This window comes from Arthrobacter sp. ISL-65, from assembly GCF_018613795.1.
GTDB lineage: Bacteria > Actinomycetota > Actinomycetes > Actinomycetales > Micrococcaceae > Arthrobacter.
On record NZ_JAGGPN010000009.1, the window covers coordinates 17,937 to 32,077 of the forward strand.

Below are 14,141 nucleotides of genomic sequence, written 5' to 3' on the forward strand. Positions count from 1 at the left end.
ACCATCAGGCGGAGCGGGCCCGATCACCGCGGGAGGAGGCCCACCAGCCGCAGTATCTCGTCCTCAGTGTTGTAGTAGTGCACTGAGGCGCGCACCACCATTTCCGCCACGTGTGAGCTCCCGGTGAGGATGGATTGGACCTCTCCTGAAGGCCGCGGAGCCACCGAGACATTAATCCGGTGGTCCGCCAACCGGGCCCTGATGTTCCCCGCCTCGCTTCCCTTCACGGAGAACGTCACGATGCCGCACCGGGTGATGCCTTGGTCGTGGACAGAAACCGCGGGAACCGTCGCCAACTCCTTCCGCAGTTTCTCCGCAAGCGAGCTCACGCGCTCCTGCACAGCGTCCAGACCTAGGGCCAGGGCATAATCGACGGCCCTGCCGAGGCCCAGCCTTCCGGCGATGCTGGCCTCCCAGCTCTCAAAGCGCCGTGCATCGCCGCGAACTTCAAAACCTTCGGCACCGGAGGAAACGGCGGACAGCCCGTCCAGGATGAGCGGGTCAAACCGCCCCAGAACGGAGGCACGCACATACAGGAACGCAGTGCCGCGCGGGCCCCGGAGGAACTTCCGCCCTGTTCCAGCCAGTACATCACAGCCCAGAGACTCCACGTCCAGCGGCATCTGGCCCACAGACTGGCACGCGTCGAGCACAAACAACACCCCGGCAGCACGGCAGCGCCTACCCACCTCCGCGGCCGGGTTGACCAAGCCGTCCGCCATGGGCACATGCGTCAAAGCGACCATGGCCACATTTCCGCGCTCGAGCTCGCTCTGCAGATGTTCCACATCGACCTGCCCGTAAGGATCGTCGTCGAGAACCACAATTTGCAGGTCATTTCGACGCGCAAGTTGCCGCAACGCGAAGACGTTGCCTGCATACTCCGTGCGGCCTATCAGCAGCCGTGAGCCGGAGACAAAGGGAAAGCTGTGCATCGCAACAGCCCACGCGCGGCTGCCGCTCTCAGCCAGGGCGATCTCGTTCGGCCCTGCCCCGATCAGCCGCGCCACGGAGGAATACACATTTTGCAGCCGGCCAGCCGCCTCCTCCGCCGCTTCATAACCGCCGATATCCTCCTCCCGGCGCAAATGCCCCACCACGGTCTCCGCAACGGGGCGGGGGACGAGCGCGCTTCCCGCGTTGTTCAGATGGGCCACGTTCAGGACTCCGCGGGTCTGCTGGCGCACCGCGCGTACATCTATCGACATGAGTCACATCCTGCCCTAAACGGGGTCCATGTAGTGGGGTTCGGGCGTTCGGCGGAGTTTTTGTCCACGTATCGCGACTTCCGGGCGGTTTAGAGCCCATTATCTGTACAAAAATTCGGGAGAGATAGGAAAGGACGACGTCGGCCGGTCACCTTGTGAGGTGGCTGGCCGGCGCCGTTGTGGTGAGGCAGCCTTACATGCCTGGGTGGTGGCCCGTCTGGTTCTCGGTAGCACTTCTGCAGGTACGCGAAAAGCTATTGCATTAATCATACAATGATGTATCTTTAATTTGTGACTAGGGGCACACCCCGCTCCAAAGACGCACTTGCCACCTACGGCTACAACAACCGGCCAACCCCCTGCGCTGCCAAAGAAGGAAGCGTTCAGGCGCTCGCCTCCACATACGTTCCGCTCCACCACCGGATGCCCGGGCTGACAGCCCGGCACCCTGGATTCCCCGAGTAAGAAAGTTCAAAATCATGAAAGATGCAGTCATCGTCGGCGCTGGACTCGCTGGCCTGTCAGCAGCATGGCGGCTGCGGCACTGGGACACAGTGGTGCTGGAGTCGGAGAACCGCGTCGGCGGGCGGATCCGCTCGGAGCGCCGGGGTGCCTACTGGCTGAACTGGGGCGGCCACGTCTTCGCCGGCCCAGGATCCTCCACCGATGCCTTGCTCAACGAGGTCGGCGTGACTTCTGTCAACATTCCGGGCTCGCTCCAGGCCTTGTCGATGAACGGAAAGTTCATCCGCAAGGGGCACATCGCCACGTACCCGTTCCGCATCCCGATGTCCCTTTCGTCCCGAATCGACACGTTGCGGGCCGGCATGAAGGTTGTTAGCGGCGTCGCCACGTACACGGGCGTTGTCCGGAAGCGCGCGGGGGAGTCCGGTGCAATGCGGCAGCAGCGCATCTACGACTTCGAGAACGGCGGCTCGTTCCAGGACTTCATCGGAAACCTTTCTGAGGATGCTGCTGCACTCTTTAAGACCACTGTCACCCGCTCGGCCGGTAACATGAACGAGATCTCCGCCGGCGCCGGCATCGGATACTTCAGCCTGGTGCTGGGTATCGGCCAGGGCCTCAGCCAGGGCATCGTCGGTGGCCCGTCCACCCTGACCGAATCGGTCGCAGCCTCGCTGGGCGACCGCATCCAGCTCGGCGCCTCCGTGCAGGAGGTAGTGCACAAGAAGGATTCCGTCGTCGTCCGCTACAGCCAGGGCGGCGTCGACCACGAAGTTGAGGCCCGCACCGTCGTCCTCGCGACCACCGCTGACGTGACGCACAGGATCGGCGTGGACCTTCCGGAGGACCTGCGCGGCGCGCTCGGCCAGATCAAGTACGGCCCCCACGTCAGCACGGCCTTCCTGACCAACGAGACCTCGGCTCGGCCCTGGGACGACATCTATGCCATCGCGGCGCCGAAGCGCTCGTTCGCGATCGCACTGAACCAGGCGAGCATCGTCCGCGGCACCGAGTCCGTACGCAAACCCGGCGGCAGCTTCATGACTTTCTCACCGGCCAGCCTCGGGAAGGCCCTGCTGGAGAAGAGCGACGAGGAAGTCATCAAGACCCACCTCACCGATCTCGACCAGGTCCTCGGCCACGGGTTCGCCGACAGCGTCGTCGAGGCCAAGACCGACCGCTGGAAGGTAGCTTCCCCCTACTGCTTCCCCGGCCGGGCCAAGCTCCAGTCCACGCTCATGCGCGGGACCGACCGCGTATTCCTGGCGGGCGACTACCTCGGAACCCTCTACACCGAAAGCTCCATCACCACCGGGTTCTCGGCAGCGCAGGAGGCCGCAAGCCTGCTGGCCACTCACCGCCAGGCCCCGCCCCACTCGGGCCTCTCCATCGTCGCGTAAAAACGATCGTCGCCTAAACCACCCATCGTTCCCCACACCCGTAAATACTGAAGAAGAGGAATTAGTTATGTCCAACGACCTCCACGGTGTTCTGACCGCACTGTCCACCCCCTTCAAACACGACGGCGCCCTCGACGTCGCCACCCTGCGGCTCATCGTTGACCGCTCCATCGACGCCGGAGTCGACGGCGTCGTCGCCGCCGGATCAACCGGTGAGGTCGGCGCCCTGTCCTCCGAGGAGCGGCTGCTCCTCATCAACACCGTCATCGAACAGGCGAACGGCCGCGTGCCCGTCATCGCCAACACCGGCGCCACCTCCACCATCGAGGCCATCCGGCTGTCGCAGGCGGCCGAAAAGGCCGGTGCGGACGTGCTCATGCTCATCACGCCGTACTACGAGCCGCTGTCCCTGGAAGAGACGGTCACGTACATCAAGGACGTGGCCCGGTCCGTCAGCATTCCGGTGATGCTCTACAACATCCCGGCCGTCACCGGCGTCAACTTGGACCCGGCCACGGTCCGTGCGCTGGCTGAAGAAGTGGACAACATCAAGTACATCAAGGACTCCAGCGCGAACTGGGAACAGGCGCTGCAGCTGATCCACCACCACTCGGATGTCATCGGCACCTTCATCGGCTGGGACGTTTACCTCTATAGCGCACTGGCTGAGGGCGCAGCGGGCGTGATGGCCGGAACGGCCAACGTCGTCCCCGCCGAAATCGTCGCCGTCAGCCGCCTCATCGCGGAGGGCGACCTCAGCGGCGCCCTCGAACTGTGGAAGCAGCTGTACCCGGTCATCGACGCCCTCCTCTCCGTGCCGTTCATCCCGGCCGTCAAGGCCGGCCTTACCCTGCAGGGGCTTCCGGCCGGCTCGCCCCGGCGCCCCACTGCCGACCTCACCGCCGAGGACCTCGCACGCATTGAGCAGGCACTCTCCTCCCTCAAGCAGAAAGTGGGATAGCAATGACCACGACAGAAACAGCAGTGTTCACCGTCCGCCGAACGGGAGAGGCACCCACGCCGTCCCTCCCGCCTTTCGGCCAGTTCATCGGCGGGAAATTCGTCGCCCCGGTTTCGGATGCAACCGCCGATGTGGTGAATCCGGCCACCGAGGAGACCATCATGCAGGTCCCCTCCGGTTCCGTTGAGGACGTCGACGCCGCCGTCGCGGCTGCCGTCGCAGCGAAGGCAGGCTGGGCGGCGAAGACCCCCAAGGACCGTTCCTCGGTCCTGCTTCGCATCGCGGACATCATTGAGGACAACCGCGAGCTGCTCGAGACCCTCGAAGCTGTCAACACCGGCAAGCCCGCGGCCGTGGCCGAGGACGACATCTCGAGTGCAGTCGACACCTTCCGGTTCTCAGCGGGCGCTGCCCGTGCCTTCACCACGCTCGGCGCTGACGACTACGCAGAGAACCACACCTCGGTGGTCTTCCGTGAGCCTGTTGGCGTGGTTGGCGTGATCACCCCGTGGAACTACCCGCTGCTGATGGCCGCCTGGAAAATTGCCCCGATCCTGGCCGCCGGCAACACCTTGGTGCTGAAGCCGTCTGAGCAGACTCCGCTGACCACGCTCAAGCTGGCCGAACTCATCGCCTCCGAGGTTCCTGCCGGCGTCCTGAACATCGTCACCGGCTCCGGCCGAGTGGTGGGTAACCGGATTTCGGAGCACCCGGACGTTGACCTCGTCGCCATCACCGGAAGCGTTGGCAGCGGCCAGAAGGTTGCCGAAAGCGCGGCCGCCACCGTCAAGCGCGTGCACCTGGAACTGGGAGGCAAGGCACCCGTCGTCGTCTTCGACGACGCCGACCTGGAGGCCGCCGCCAAGGGCGTACGCGAGGCCGGGTTCTGGAACGGCGGGCAGGAATGCGGCGCGGCGTGCCGTGTGCTGGTCCATGAGTCGGTCGCAGAGAAGTTCACTGAGCTGCTGATACGCGAAGTGAGCGAGATCTCTGTCGGCGCCCCCGGTGCAGGTGACGACGTCGAAATCGGTTCCATGATCTCAAAGGCCCACTATGAGAGGGTCCTGGCCGCACTGGAGGACATCCGCAAAGACGGGCTGACGATCGCCGTCGGCGGCAACGCCTTGGAGGGGCCGGGCTACTTCATCGAACCCACCGTCGTCACGGATGTGCCTGCCGGTGCCGCGATTGCGAGTAACGAGATCTTCGGCCCGGTCGTGTCGGTGGAGACCTTCAGCACCGATGAGGAGGCCATCACCCGGGCGAACGAAACCGTCTACGGGCTGGCCGCCTCGGTGTGGACCACGAACTCCGCGCGCTCGCTTTCCGCTCCCCGCCGGCTCGATTTCGGCACTGTCTGGGTCAACTCGCACCTGGTCATTGCCAACGAAATGCCCTGGGGCGGCTTCAAGGGCTCCGGTTACGGCCGGGACCTCTCCGTCTACGCTCTGGAGGACTTCTCCCGCACCAAGCACGTCATGTACAACCGCGGCTGAGGCTAGCCCCGGTCCTTAAGTCAGTCCTGCTGAACCTGCCCGGACCTCATGGTCAGGGCCGGTGGCGCGGGTAGTCCGCCCTCAGACAGGGCGGACCCCGGAGCCACTTCCCCCACCGCCACCCAGCCTTACGCACGCAGTGCCCCCTCATTGACCGGGAGGTCAAAATTGCGCGAATGCCAGCTTCTCAATGTCGCGAACACGGCAAAAGCCGCCTCGTCCAGCCCAACCTGCCAGGAGTGACCATGTCATCCAGGAAGAACCCAACCGCCCATCGGAGTACAGACTCAGCGGCGAGCAAACGACGCTTCCTGATCAGAATGGTCACAGTCCTGATCGGCGGCATGGTCTTGGACGGCTACGTCCTGGGCATCATCGGACCGGTGTCGGGGAGGATGGCCGAGGACCTGCAGCTCACTGCGTTTTGGCAGGGCCTGATCGCCGCGTCTGCTCTGATCGGCATTCTGATCGGCTCACCGATCGGTGGCTGGGCCTCCGACAAGTGGGGCCGTAAGCCAATTTTCATGTTCGACATCGGCCTGTTCGCTATCGCGTCGGGAATGCAGTTTTTCGTAGACTCGCCGACGTTGCTCATTGTGGTGCGGTTGCTGATGGGCATCGCGATCGGCGCCGAGTACGCGGTCGGCTGGCCCCTGATGGCTGAGTTCTCGCCAACGCACCTGCGGGGTCGGCTCATGGCTGCAATGGGTATCGCCTGGTATGGCGGCTTCATGATCGCGTTCCTGATCGGCCATCTGTTGAACGAGTACACGGATCTCAGCTGGCACTTCATCCTGGGGACCAGCACGTTCATCGCGGTGGCCCTGTTCCTGGGCCGGCTCGGCATGCCGGAGTCACCACGGTGGCTGTGGAGCGTGGGCCGCAAGGACGAAGCGCGCGCCCTCGCCTACAAGTACATGCCGGACGACGCGCTTGACGACGTCCAGCACGAGGACGTCCGCAAGGGCAGCTTCGGGATGCTGTTCTCCAAGGAGTACTGGCGCTCCACGCTCTTCATCTCCGGATTCTGGTTCTGCGCGGTGACGCCGTACTTCGCAATCGCCACCTTCGCAGACAGCGTCCTGGAACAGTACGGCCTCGCCGGGGGACTCGCCGGCGGAGTCGGGCTCTCCGCCGTCGCACTGGCCGGCGTCGTGATCACGTTCTTGCTGATCGAAAAGGCCGGCCGCCGCACTCTGACCGTCCCGCCGCAGTGGCTGTGCGCCGTCGTCCTCGGAATCATCGGACTGTGGGCCGGAGCGCCGGCACCCGTCGTGCTCGTCCTGTTCCTGGTCTTCTCGTTCTTCAACGCGGGGTACAACACATTGACGAACGTCTACCCGGGCGAGGTCCTCCCGACGGAGATCCGAGGGATTGGAACAGGTTTCGCGGCCGCCGTCAGCCGGGTCGGGGCAGGCATCGGCATCTTCCTCTTCCCGATGTCTATGGAGTCCCTCGGGTCCGGCCCGACCATGCTGATTGCCGCCGGCGTGGCACTCGCCGGTGCCGCGCTATCACAGTGGCTGGCTCCGGAGACCAAGGGTAAAACGCTCACCGAAGCCGCCGCCGGGTACGCACACTAACGACGGCGTTGCCCACTGCGGGTCATATCGGCTCGCGCCGCAACAGTCGGGCATTACACACGAAGGGGAAATGCAGGTTGAATAGCAGCCGCATGGCGAAGTGCCCGCCGCCTGGTCCACTCGCAGGACGAATACGACTTCGCAGTCACCGGCAACGTCTGTTTGGGACGCGAGGCGCGCGCCAGCGAAGCCCTGACCTGCTGAGCCGCAGGGCTGCAAACCCCTCCCTTCCGGCGCAACGCCGGAAGGGAGGGGTTCCTTCGTGCAGGCACCGCTGGAAACTTCGCCGGGCGCTGAAGACCGGCTAGTGGCGGCCAAGTAATCCAGCGGTGACGGGGCTAGTCCGCGTCAATCTCCTCGAGCAGATCCTTTGCGGCCTTGCGGATGTCGTCGTGGTCGTGCTGTGCCGCCCGGCTCTCCAGCGAAATAATGGCGCAGCGGTGGACTTTCTTGAGATCCCCAAAAGGAAAGCTCACGCTGCCCTTGGTGCCCTCGGATTTCTCGTTATCAATGCCGAGGTGCCAATTCGAGAACTCGTCGAAGCCGTGCTTGTCAATAAAGGAGTTCTCGTCGTCCGCTGAGGGGGAATGTTCACTCCAGTCATCACGGACATCCCGCTCCACCTTCCCCTTCTTTACTAGGCTGCGTGCATGCTCCAGTGCTTTGCGGTTCAGTTTCGTCGCCATGTGGTGCCTCCGCCTGCTGGTGGTCAGATCCGGGAACAGCTCAAGGCTAAGACCGACGACGGCGCCCCGCCAGTCCGCTCCGCTGTGGGGCTTATCTGCCCGGAGACTTAACAGCCAGGAGACTGCGCGGAAACGTGCCCACAACACAGGCCGCATAGCTTGGCGCCATGACCATGTCAGAGATGCTCACCCGGATGCGTGCGGCGCTCGCGGAAGCCCTGCTCTTCCCGCCGGTTCCTGCCACTGCCGAGCAGGCCAACGATGCCCTTCAGGAGGTGACGCGCTGGGCCTGGCTGCCTCCGCTCAGCGGGGTTGCCGTCGCGGCAGACCACGCGCCCGGAACCCACCCAAATGCCGCCGGCAAGGCCGCGGAACAGGCGGAAAAGACCAATTAATGTAGCGTTGGCCACACTATTCTTGACGTTGCCGCTTTATGACCTAAACTGCTTCACTGAGGTGCCTGAATGGCGCTGTGCAGCAACGAAAGTGAACAAGGCTATGGCTACCGATTACGACGCCCCACGCAAGACAGAAGAAGAGACTCCCTCCGAGTCTCTGGAAGCCCTCCAGGCGTCCCGCGGCGGTGGTGCCCAGACCGCCGTCATCGATCTCGACGAGAACGACACCGCCGAGGGCATCGACCTTCCGGGCGCCGATCTTTCCAACGAGGAACTGACGGTCATCGTCGTTCCCGAGCAGTCCGACGAGTTCACCTGCGGCTCCTGCTTCCTGGTCCGTCACCGGTCCCAGGTAGCCAAGGAAAAGAACGGCCTGAAGTACTGCCACGACTGCGAAGGCTAAATAGCCCTCCGCGCATGTCCTGCTTTGCGGCAAGGCAGCCTTCATAGCCAGGCAGCGTTCAGAGCAAAGCCACGCGAGGCGCCGGCTCCCAATGGGGAGGCCGGCGCCTCGCTTTTTCCCCTCCAACGCCGTTATGCGCGGTAACGGAAGCGTGGAGGAAGGGCAACGAACGCCTCTCGATGCCCCTAAAAGGAGGCCGGGCATCACAGTCCTGTGACCCGTATTTTGCGAGACTAACGGTTGCGCCCCGAACCGGCTACATCCCTCGTTTAGGGCTTTTGGCACTCCTATTCTGGAGGTATCCAATCACTCACCCGAAAGGGGTGGCCAAATGAGAAAAATCCCCGCCTGGCTCACAGTCATCTTCATGGCTGTTGGACTGGGCCTGCTGGCTCCGGGTTCCGCCTCGGCAGCCTCCTACTGCGGGCAGGTGTGGGGCTCGCTGGCGAAGGCAAACCAGACCATGAGCACCGCAGCCGTCACCAATGTCCGCACCGGGCAGCATTACTGCTTCGACCGCCTCGTGATCGATCTCAAGGGCAAAGCCAAAGGCTACAACGTCCGCTACGTATCAAAGGTGGCCCAGGAAGGCTCTGGCCAGCCGCTCAAGCTCCGTGGCAACGCATTCCTGCAGCTCACCATCAACTCGCCGGCATATGACAATGCCACCGGCAAGGCCACCTTCATCCCGGCCAACCGGTCCGAGGTGACCAACGTGTCCGGGTACCACACGTTCCGGCAGGTGGCGTGGGCCGGCAGCTTCGAGGGCTACACCACCCTTGGCCTGGGCGTCCGTGCCCGGCTGCCGTTCAAGGTGTACACGCTGGACGGTCCCGGCTCCGGCTCACGGCTCGTCGTCGACGTCGCCCACTACTGGTGAGATGTCTGCCGTAGGGGAGCAGCCCGGCTAAGGGGACAAGGGGGTCCCTGAACCGGTGGTACGTCCAGTAGAGCAGCGATGCCCCGCCTCCCTGACCGGGAGGCGGGGCATCGCTGCTGTTGCATGGGTGAACGGATTGCTATTCGGGCACCACCAGGGCGGGGGTGTCCTGGCGGATGGTGTCGCCGCGGAAGTAGCCGGGCCGCAGCCGAGCCATCACCAGCATGAAGACGATCCCGAGGGCCAGGATCCCCACGCCGAGCACGAACACGAGCCCCACCCCGAAGATCTCCGAACCGCTGCCGAACTCCGGGGCCCAGCTGTCCGCGGCCGTCTGGATGAAGACGACGGTGAGGACCAGTCCGCCCAGCATGGGGAACAGCAGCCGCATGAAGAAGTTGCGGACGCTGGAGAACAGGCTGTGCCGGAAGTACCACGTGCAGGCGAAGGCCGTGAGGCCGTAGTAGAAGCAGATCATCAGGCCCAGCGCCAGGATGGTGTCGTTGAGGACGTTTTCGCTGACCACCTTCATGACGGCGTAGAAGCCGCCGGAGATCCCGCCCGCGATCACCGTGGCGAAGCCGGGGGACCCAAAACGCTTGCTGACCGACGCGAAACGTGACGGCAGGGCGCCGTAGTGACCCATTGCCAGCAGGCTACGTGCCGGGGAGGCCATGGTGGACTGCAGGGACGAGGCGGTGCCGGCGAGCACTGCGAGCGACATCAGGATGGCCAGCGGACCCATGACCGGCGAGGCCAGCGCGGCGAAGACATTCGACTGGTTGTCCGGGTTGTTCAGGCCAATGCCGTCGGCGCCGGTGCCTGCCACCATCATGGTGGCCACGATGACGGCGAGGTAGAGGGCCAGGACGGCGATCGCCGTCGTGGTTCCTGCCTTGCCCGCGGTGCCCTTGCCGCCCTTGGTTTCCTCATTCACGGTCAGGCACACGTCCCAGCCCCAGTAGACGAAAACGGCGAGTGACATGCCGGCGGTGAACTGCTCGAAGCTCTCGATCTTGGCGGGGTTGAACCAGTCCCAACTGAACGCGAGGGAGGAACCGGCGTCACCGGATGCTGCGTGCGTGAGCGCCATGATGATGAAGACGCCCAGGACCAGGACCTGGAAACCGACCAGGCTGTACTGCACGAGCTTGGTGGCGTGCAACCCGCGGTAGCTGACCCAGACGGCGAGAGCCACGAACGTGAGGCAGGTGGCAATATTGAGTGCCGTGTTGGAGGTCAGGTCCGCGAGTTCGGGGTTATTGAACACCTGGGCCAGGAAGAGGTAGAAGAAGTCCACCGCGACGCCTGCCAGGTTGGACAAAACAATGATGTTGGCGGCGAGCAGGCCCCAGCCGCCCATCCAGCCGACGAACGGGCCGAACGCCTTTGTCGTCCAGGTGAACGTGGTGCCGCTGTCCGGGGAGTCGGCGTTGAGCTCGCGGTAGGCGAACGCAACAAGGATCATCGGGATGAACGCGACGATAAAGATCGCCGGCAGCTGCACGCCCACCGTCCCGACTGCGGGTCCCAGTGAACTGGTGAGGCTGTAGGCCGGAGCCACCGAGGAAATACCCAGGACGACGACGGCCAGGAGGCCCAACTGACCGCCCTTCAGGCCCTTCCCGGTGATGCCGTGCGTTGCTTCGCCGGCCTGGGAATTCCCGCCGGGCTGGATGCTCTCACGCGTGGTTTGGCTCATGACTGGCCCTTTCTAGATGGCAGCGGGCTGCTGCTGGGTGATGCAGTGGATGCCCCCGCCGCGGGCGAAGAGTTCGCGGGCATCGATGCCCACAACCTTGCGTCCGGGATATGCATCCGCGAGGATGCGGAGTGCCTTCTCGTCGTTGGGGTCGGAGAACGTGCAGGCGATGACTCCGCCGTTGACCACCACATGGTTGATGTAGCTGTAGTCCACGAAGCCCTCCGGATCCGTCAGGGCAACGGGCGCCGGGACTTCGATGATGGACCATTCCCGGCCGGCAGCGTCCCTGGTGGAGGACAGGAAGCTGATGATTTCGCGGCTCACCTCGTAGTCCGGGTGAGCGGGGTTCTGCTGGGCATGGACCAGCAGGGTGCCCGGGGACGGGATGGCGGCCACGATGTCGACGTGCCCGCGCGTTCCGAACCGCTGGGAGTCACGGGTGAGCCCGCGCGGCAGCCAGATCACGTGTGTGGCACCAATGGTCCTGGCCAGCTCGGCTTCGACGTCGGCCCTGCTGAGTCCGGGATTGCGGCCCGGATCCAGCTGCACCGTTTCGGTGACCAGCACCGTGCCCTCGCCGTCCACCTGGATTCCGCCGCCCTCGTTGACCAGCTCGGACACGAGGTGCCGGGCGCTCGAGCGGCCGGCCACCTCGGCGGCAACCAGCGAGTCCTTGTCCCACTGCGCCCAGTCCTGGGCACCCCAGCCGTTGAAGACCCAGTCCACGGCGCCCAGGGCGCCGTTTCCGTCCAGGACAAACGTGGGGCCGATGTCGCGCATCCAGGCGTCGTTGAGTTCCGCCGTCAGTACCTCGACGGCAGGCGACAGGTAGCGGGCGGCGGTACCGACGTCGGACGGGTCCACCACCATGGTGACCGGTTCAAACTCGACAGCGGCGTTCGCGACGGCGGCCCAGACGGAGCGGGCGGCGTGCGCCGCCTCCGCGGTGTCCCCGAGGGTGTAGCCGCCCGTGGGGAAGGCCATCCAGAGCCGCTCCTGGCGCGCCGTCTCGGCCGGCATGCGCCACGTGCTCATGCGCCCACCCCGCTGGTTGAGCCTGCCGAAACCCCGGTCTCGCTCCCCAACCGCTCCCTAACCTCGCTAGCTCGGCCAGGGAACCCGGCGGTCGTGGCCCCAAGCTCGACCAGCGGATGGCTCCCGAACGGCTCCTCTGGGCGGACCGGCTCGGTGAGCCGGGCATACGTGTCCGGGCGGCGGGTGGTCAGGAACGGAAACAGCGTCAGCCAGTCCTTGCGCTGGTCCAGGTCAAGGTCGGCCACGAGGACGGCCGACTCGTCGCGCGGGGCCTGGACCAGGATGCGGCCGTAGGGGTCCGAGATGAAGGAGGAACCGTAGAAGTCCAGGCTGCCCTCCTGGCCCCAGCGGTTCGGCACCACCATGAACAGGCCGTTGGCGATGCCGTTGCCCACAATGACCTGCTGCCAAAGCGGCTGGGTGTCAAAGTCCGGGAACAGCGGCTCGGAACCGATCGCCGTCGGGTACACCAGCAGTTCTGCACCGCCCAGGGAGTACATGCGGGCCAGTTCGGGGAACCACTCGTCCCAGCAGGTGGGCATGCCCAGCCGGGCGCCGCCGAGTTCAGCTGGGGCGTGGACCTGGTAGGCGTCCTCCGCGGAGGGACCCTGGCGGAAGAACTTGTCCTCGTAGTATCCGGCGGTCACCGGGATGTGGAGCTTGTGGGTGCGGGCCAGGAGCTCCCCGGACGGGGACACGAGGATGGAGGTGTTCAGGCCCAGGCCGTCATCCGAGCCGTCCGGGTTGCCGGCGCGCTGGTAAAGCGAGGCATGGACGGTGATGCCGTTGCGGCGGGCGGCCTCGGCAGCGAAGCGGAAGGTGGGGCCGGTCAGCAGGTCCTCGGCTGCGTCGGACGGGCGCGGCCGGTCCTGGCCCTGCCGCGCAAGCTCATTCTCCGGAACCTGGTCTGCGGGATAGCGGGAAAGGGTGAGCTCGGGCAGGAACACCACGGTGGCGCCCAGCCGGGCGGCCCTGTCGATGCCGTCGTTGAGTTCCGCGCGAAGTGCGGCGGTGCTGCTGTGCCAGCGGTGCTGGACGACGCCCACCCTCAAGGCAGGGCGTCCGGACGGCGCTGTCCGTGCGAGCGAAGCAGGCGCGTTGAGGCAGGTTATTTCAATCATGATGATGATTTCTCCAGTGAGACGACCGTCACTAAATGAATGACGTTCATTTAGTATGCACGTGTGGCGGGGGCGTGGCAAGGGCATATTGAATGCGGATCATTTATGACCCCGCTCAGGCAGGGGCCCGCAAAGTAGTAAGTAAGCTGATCGTGAAATTCGCTTTCCGGTGCTCCCGGCGCCGGAGCACCTGCGGTAGCGTCGAAACCACTGGACCAATCGAGGAGGATTCATGAAGGCTTCACCGACACTGACCAACAACATGCAGGCCGTTCTGGCGGACCTGATCGAACTGCACGTGCAGGGCAAGCAGGCGCACTGGAACATCGTTGGGGCCAACTTCAGGGATCTGCACCTCCAGCTCGACGAGATCGTCGACGCCGCCCGGGCCTTTGCCGACGACATCGCCGAGCGCATGCGTGCCCTGCATGCCCTGCCGGACGGGCGCAGCGTAACCGTGGCGAAGTCCACCAACCTTCCCCAGTTCCCGGAAGGACTCATCAGCACCAAGGATGCGATCGACCGCATTGTGGCAGCCCTTGAAGCGGCCGTCGGCACTATGCGCAAGGTCCACGACGAGGTGGATGAGGAAGACCCCACCACCGCAGATCTGCTGCACACCTTCATTGAAAAGCTTGAGCAGTTCGCGTGGATGGTGGGCGCCGAGAACATGAAGGCGTCGGCCAGCGCCACGAAGCCTGACAGTAAGTAACCGGCCGGCGGGATGCCCCTGCCGCTCGCCAACGGGCAGCCCTGGAATTTCTCCGGGGCTGCCCGTTTCTGTGGGCGGCTGCCGCGCG

14 protein-coding genes are annotated in these 14,141 nt (G+C 64.8%); 9 read left to right on the forward strand and 5 right to left on the reverse strand.

What is annotated here, in order from left to right:
* Positions 1-23 precede the first annotated feature (23 nt).
* A complete protein-coding gene (locus J7I85_RS04210) occupies positions 24-1,208 on the reverse strand; it encodes an aminotransferase class V-fold PLP-dependent enzyme (RefSeq protein WP_214847071.1) in 1,185 nt (394 codons plus the stop codon).
* Positions 1,209-1,499: 291 nt separating this feature from the next.
* On the opposite strand from J7I85_RS04210, the gene J7I85_RS04215 reads away from it, so the two are divergent.
* The 5 genes from J7I85_RS04215 to J7I85_RS04235 all read left to right on the forward strand — a co-directional run bounded on the left by J7I85_RS04215 (position 1,500) and on the right by J7I85_RS04235 (position 7,113).
* Positions 1,500-1,673, forward strand: a complete 174-nt coding sequence (locus J7I85_RS04215; protein ID WP_214847074.1) for a hypothetical protein — start codon at positions 1,500-1,502, stop codon at positions 1,671-1,673.
* A gap of 14 nt (positions 1,674-1,687) precedes the next feature.
* A complete protein-coding gene (locus J7I85_RS04220) occupies positions 1,688-3,073 on the forward strand; it encodes an NAD(P)/FAD-dependent oxidoreductase (protein WP_214847076.1) in 1,386 nt (461 codons plus the stop codon).
* A gap of 67 nt (positions 3,074-3,140) precedes the next feature.
* Complete coding sequence (dapA, locus tag J7I85_RS04225) at positions 3,141-4,034, forward strand: 4-hydroxy-tetrahydrodipicolinate synthase (protein ID WP_214847079.1); 894 nt, start codon at positions 3,141-3,143, stop codon at positions 4,032-4,034.
* A gap of 2 nt (positions 4,035-4,036) precedes the next feature.
* The gene (locus J7I85_RS04230) at positions 4,037-5,530 is read left to right on the forward strand and encodes an aldehyde dehydrogenase family protein (RefSeq protein WP_214847081.1); all 1,494 of its coding nucleotides are present in this window, start codon (positions 4,037-4,039) and stop codon (positions 5,528-5,530) included.
* A gap of 320 nt (positions 5,531-5,850) precedes the next feature.
* Positions 5,851-7,113 carry an MFS transporter gene (locus tag J7I85_RS04235; protein WP_251023924.1) on the forward strand — a complete coding sequence of 421 codons (1,263 nt, stop codon included), beginning with the start codon at positions 5,851-5,853 and terminating at the stop codon, positions 7,111-7,113.
* A 338-nt stretch (positions 7,114-7,451) separates the two neighbouring features.
* Here the strand turns inward: J7I85_RS04235 and J7I85_RS04240 are convergent, their stop codons facing one another.
* Positions 7,452-7,799 carry a hypothetical protein gene (locus J7I85_RS04240; RefSeq protein ID WP_214847088.1) on the reverse strand — a complete coding sequence of 116 codons (348 nt, stop codon included), beginning with the start codon at positions 7,797-7,799 and terminating at the stop codon, positions 7,452-7,454.
* 167 nt (positions 7,800-7,966) lie between these two features.
* On the opposite strand from J7I85_RS04240, the gene J7I85_RS04245 reads away from it, so the two are divergent.
* The 3 genes from J7I85_RS04245 to J7I85_RS04255 all read left to right on the forward strand — a co-directional run bounded on the left by J7I85_RS04245 (position 7,967) and on the right by J7I85_RS04255 (position 9,480).
* Complete coding sequence (locus J7I85_RS04245) at positions 7,967-8,194, forward strand: hypothetical protein (protein WP_251023925.1); 228 nt, start codon at positions 7,967-7,969, stop codon at positions 8,192-8,194.
* A 103-nt stretch (positions 8,195-8,297) separates the two neighbouring features.
* The gene (locus J7I85_RS04250; RefSeq protein ID WP_102973153.1) at positions 8,298-8,600 is read left to right on the forward strand and encodes a DUF4193 domain-containing protein; all 303 of its coding nucleotides are present in this window, start codon (positions 8,298-8,300) and stop codon (positions 8,598-8,600) included.
* Positions 8,601-8,931: 331 nt separating this feature from the next.
* On the forward strand, positions 8,932-9,480 hold the full coding sequence (locus J7I85_RS04255; protein WP_214847090.1) for a hypothetical protein: 549 nt from the start codon (positions 8,932-8,934) through the stop codon (positions 9,478-9,480).
* 139 nt (positions 9,481-9,619) lie between these two features.
* Here J7I85_RS04255 and J7I85_RS04260 read toward each other — a convergent pair whose 3' ends face one another.
* Genes J7I85_RS04260 through J7I85_RS04270 form a run of 3 tightly spaced genes read right to left on the reverse strand, consistent with a single transcriptional unit; the run spans position 9,620 to position 13,341 of the window.
* Positions 9,620-11,182: an APC family permease gene (locus J7I85_RS04260; RefSeq protein ID WP_214847099.1), complete on the reverse strand. Its 1,563-nt coding sequence runs from the start codon at positions 11,180-11,182 to the stop codon at positions 9,620-9,622.
* Positions 11,183-11,194: 12 nt separating this feature from the next.
* Positions 11,195-12,220: an agmatine/peptidylarginine deiminase gene (locus J7I85_RS04265; protein ID WP_214847101.1), complete on the reverse strand. Its 1,026-nt coding sequence runs from the start codon at positions 12,218-12,220 to the stop codon at positions 11,195-11,197.
* A complete protein-coding gene (locus J7I85_RS04270; RefSeq protein ID WP_251023926.1) occupies positions 12,217-13,341 on the reverse strand; it encodes a nitrilase-related carbon-nitrogen hydrolase in 1,125 nt (374 codons plus the stop codon). Before J7I85_RS04270 ends, J7I85_RS04265 begins: the two co-directional genes overlap by 4 nt.
* Positions 13,342-13,573: 232 nt before the next feature.
* Between J7I85_RS04270 and J7I85_RS04275 the strand changes: the two genes are divergently transcribed.
* Complete coding sequence (locus J7I85_RS04275; RefSeq protein ID WP_214847103.1) at positions 13,574-14,053, forward strand: Dps family protein; 480 nt, start codon at positions 13,574-13,576, stop codon at positions 14,051-14,053.
* Positions 14,054-14,141 lie beyond the last annotated feature (88 nt).

Bases quoted from the DNA above. Each gene is read 5' to 3' on its own strand.
- J7I85_RS04245 (WP_251023925.1), top strand. From the start codon at position 7,967: ATGACCATGTCAGAGATGCTCACCCGGATGCGTGCGGCGCTCGCGGAA.
- J7I85_RS04210 (WP_214847071.1), bottom strand. From the start codon at position 1,208: ATGTCGATAGATGTACGCGCGGTGCGCCAGCAGACCCGCGGAGTCCTG.
- J7I85_RS04270 (WP_251023926.1), bottom strand. From the start codon at position 13,341: ATGATTGAAATAACCTGCCTCAACGCGCCTGCTTCGCTCGCACGGACA.
- J7I85_RS04275 (WP_214847103.1), top strand. From the start codon at position 13,574: ATGAAGGCTTCACCGACACTGACCAACAACATGCAGGCCGTTCTGGCG.
- dapA (WP_214847079.1), top strand. From the start codon at position 3,141: ATGTCCAACGACCTCCACGGTGTTCTGACCGCACTGTCCACCCCCTTC.
- J7I85_RS04235 (WP_251023924.1), top strand. From the start codon at position 5,851: ATGGTCACAGTCCTGATCGGCGGCATGGTCTTGGACGGCTACGTCCTG.
- J7I85_RS04230 (WP_214847081.1), top strand. From the start codon at position 4,037: ATGACCACGACAGAAACAGCAGTGTTCACCGTCCGCCGAACGGGAGAG.
- J7I85_RS04240 (WP_214847088.1), bottom strand. From the start codon at position 7,799: ATGGCGACGAAACTGAACCGCAAAGCACTGGAGCATGCACGCAGCCTA.
- J7I85_RS04255 (WP_214847090.1), top strand. From the start codon at position 8,932: ATGAGAAAAATCCCCGCCTGGCTCACAGTCATCTTCATGGCTGTTGGA.
- J7I85_RS04250 (WP_102973153.1), top strand. From the start codon at position 8,298: ATGGCTACCGATTACGACGCCCCACGCAAGACAGAAGAAGAGACTCCC.
- J7I85_RS04220 (WP_214847076.1), top strand. From the start codon at position 1,688: ATGAAAGATGCAGTCATCGTCGGCGCTGGACTCGCTGGCCTGTCAGCA.
- J7I85_RS04265 (WP_214847101.1), bottom strand. From the start codon at position 12,220: ATGAGCACGTGGCGCATGCCGGCCGAGACGGCGCGCCAGGAGCGGCTC.
- J7I85_RS04260 (WP_214847099.1), bottom strand. From the start codon at position 11,182: ATGAGCCAAACCACGCGTGAGAGCATCCAGCCCGGCGGGAATTCCCAG.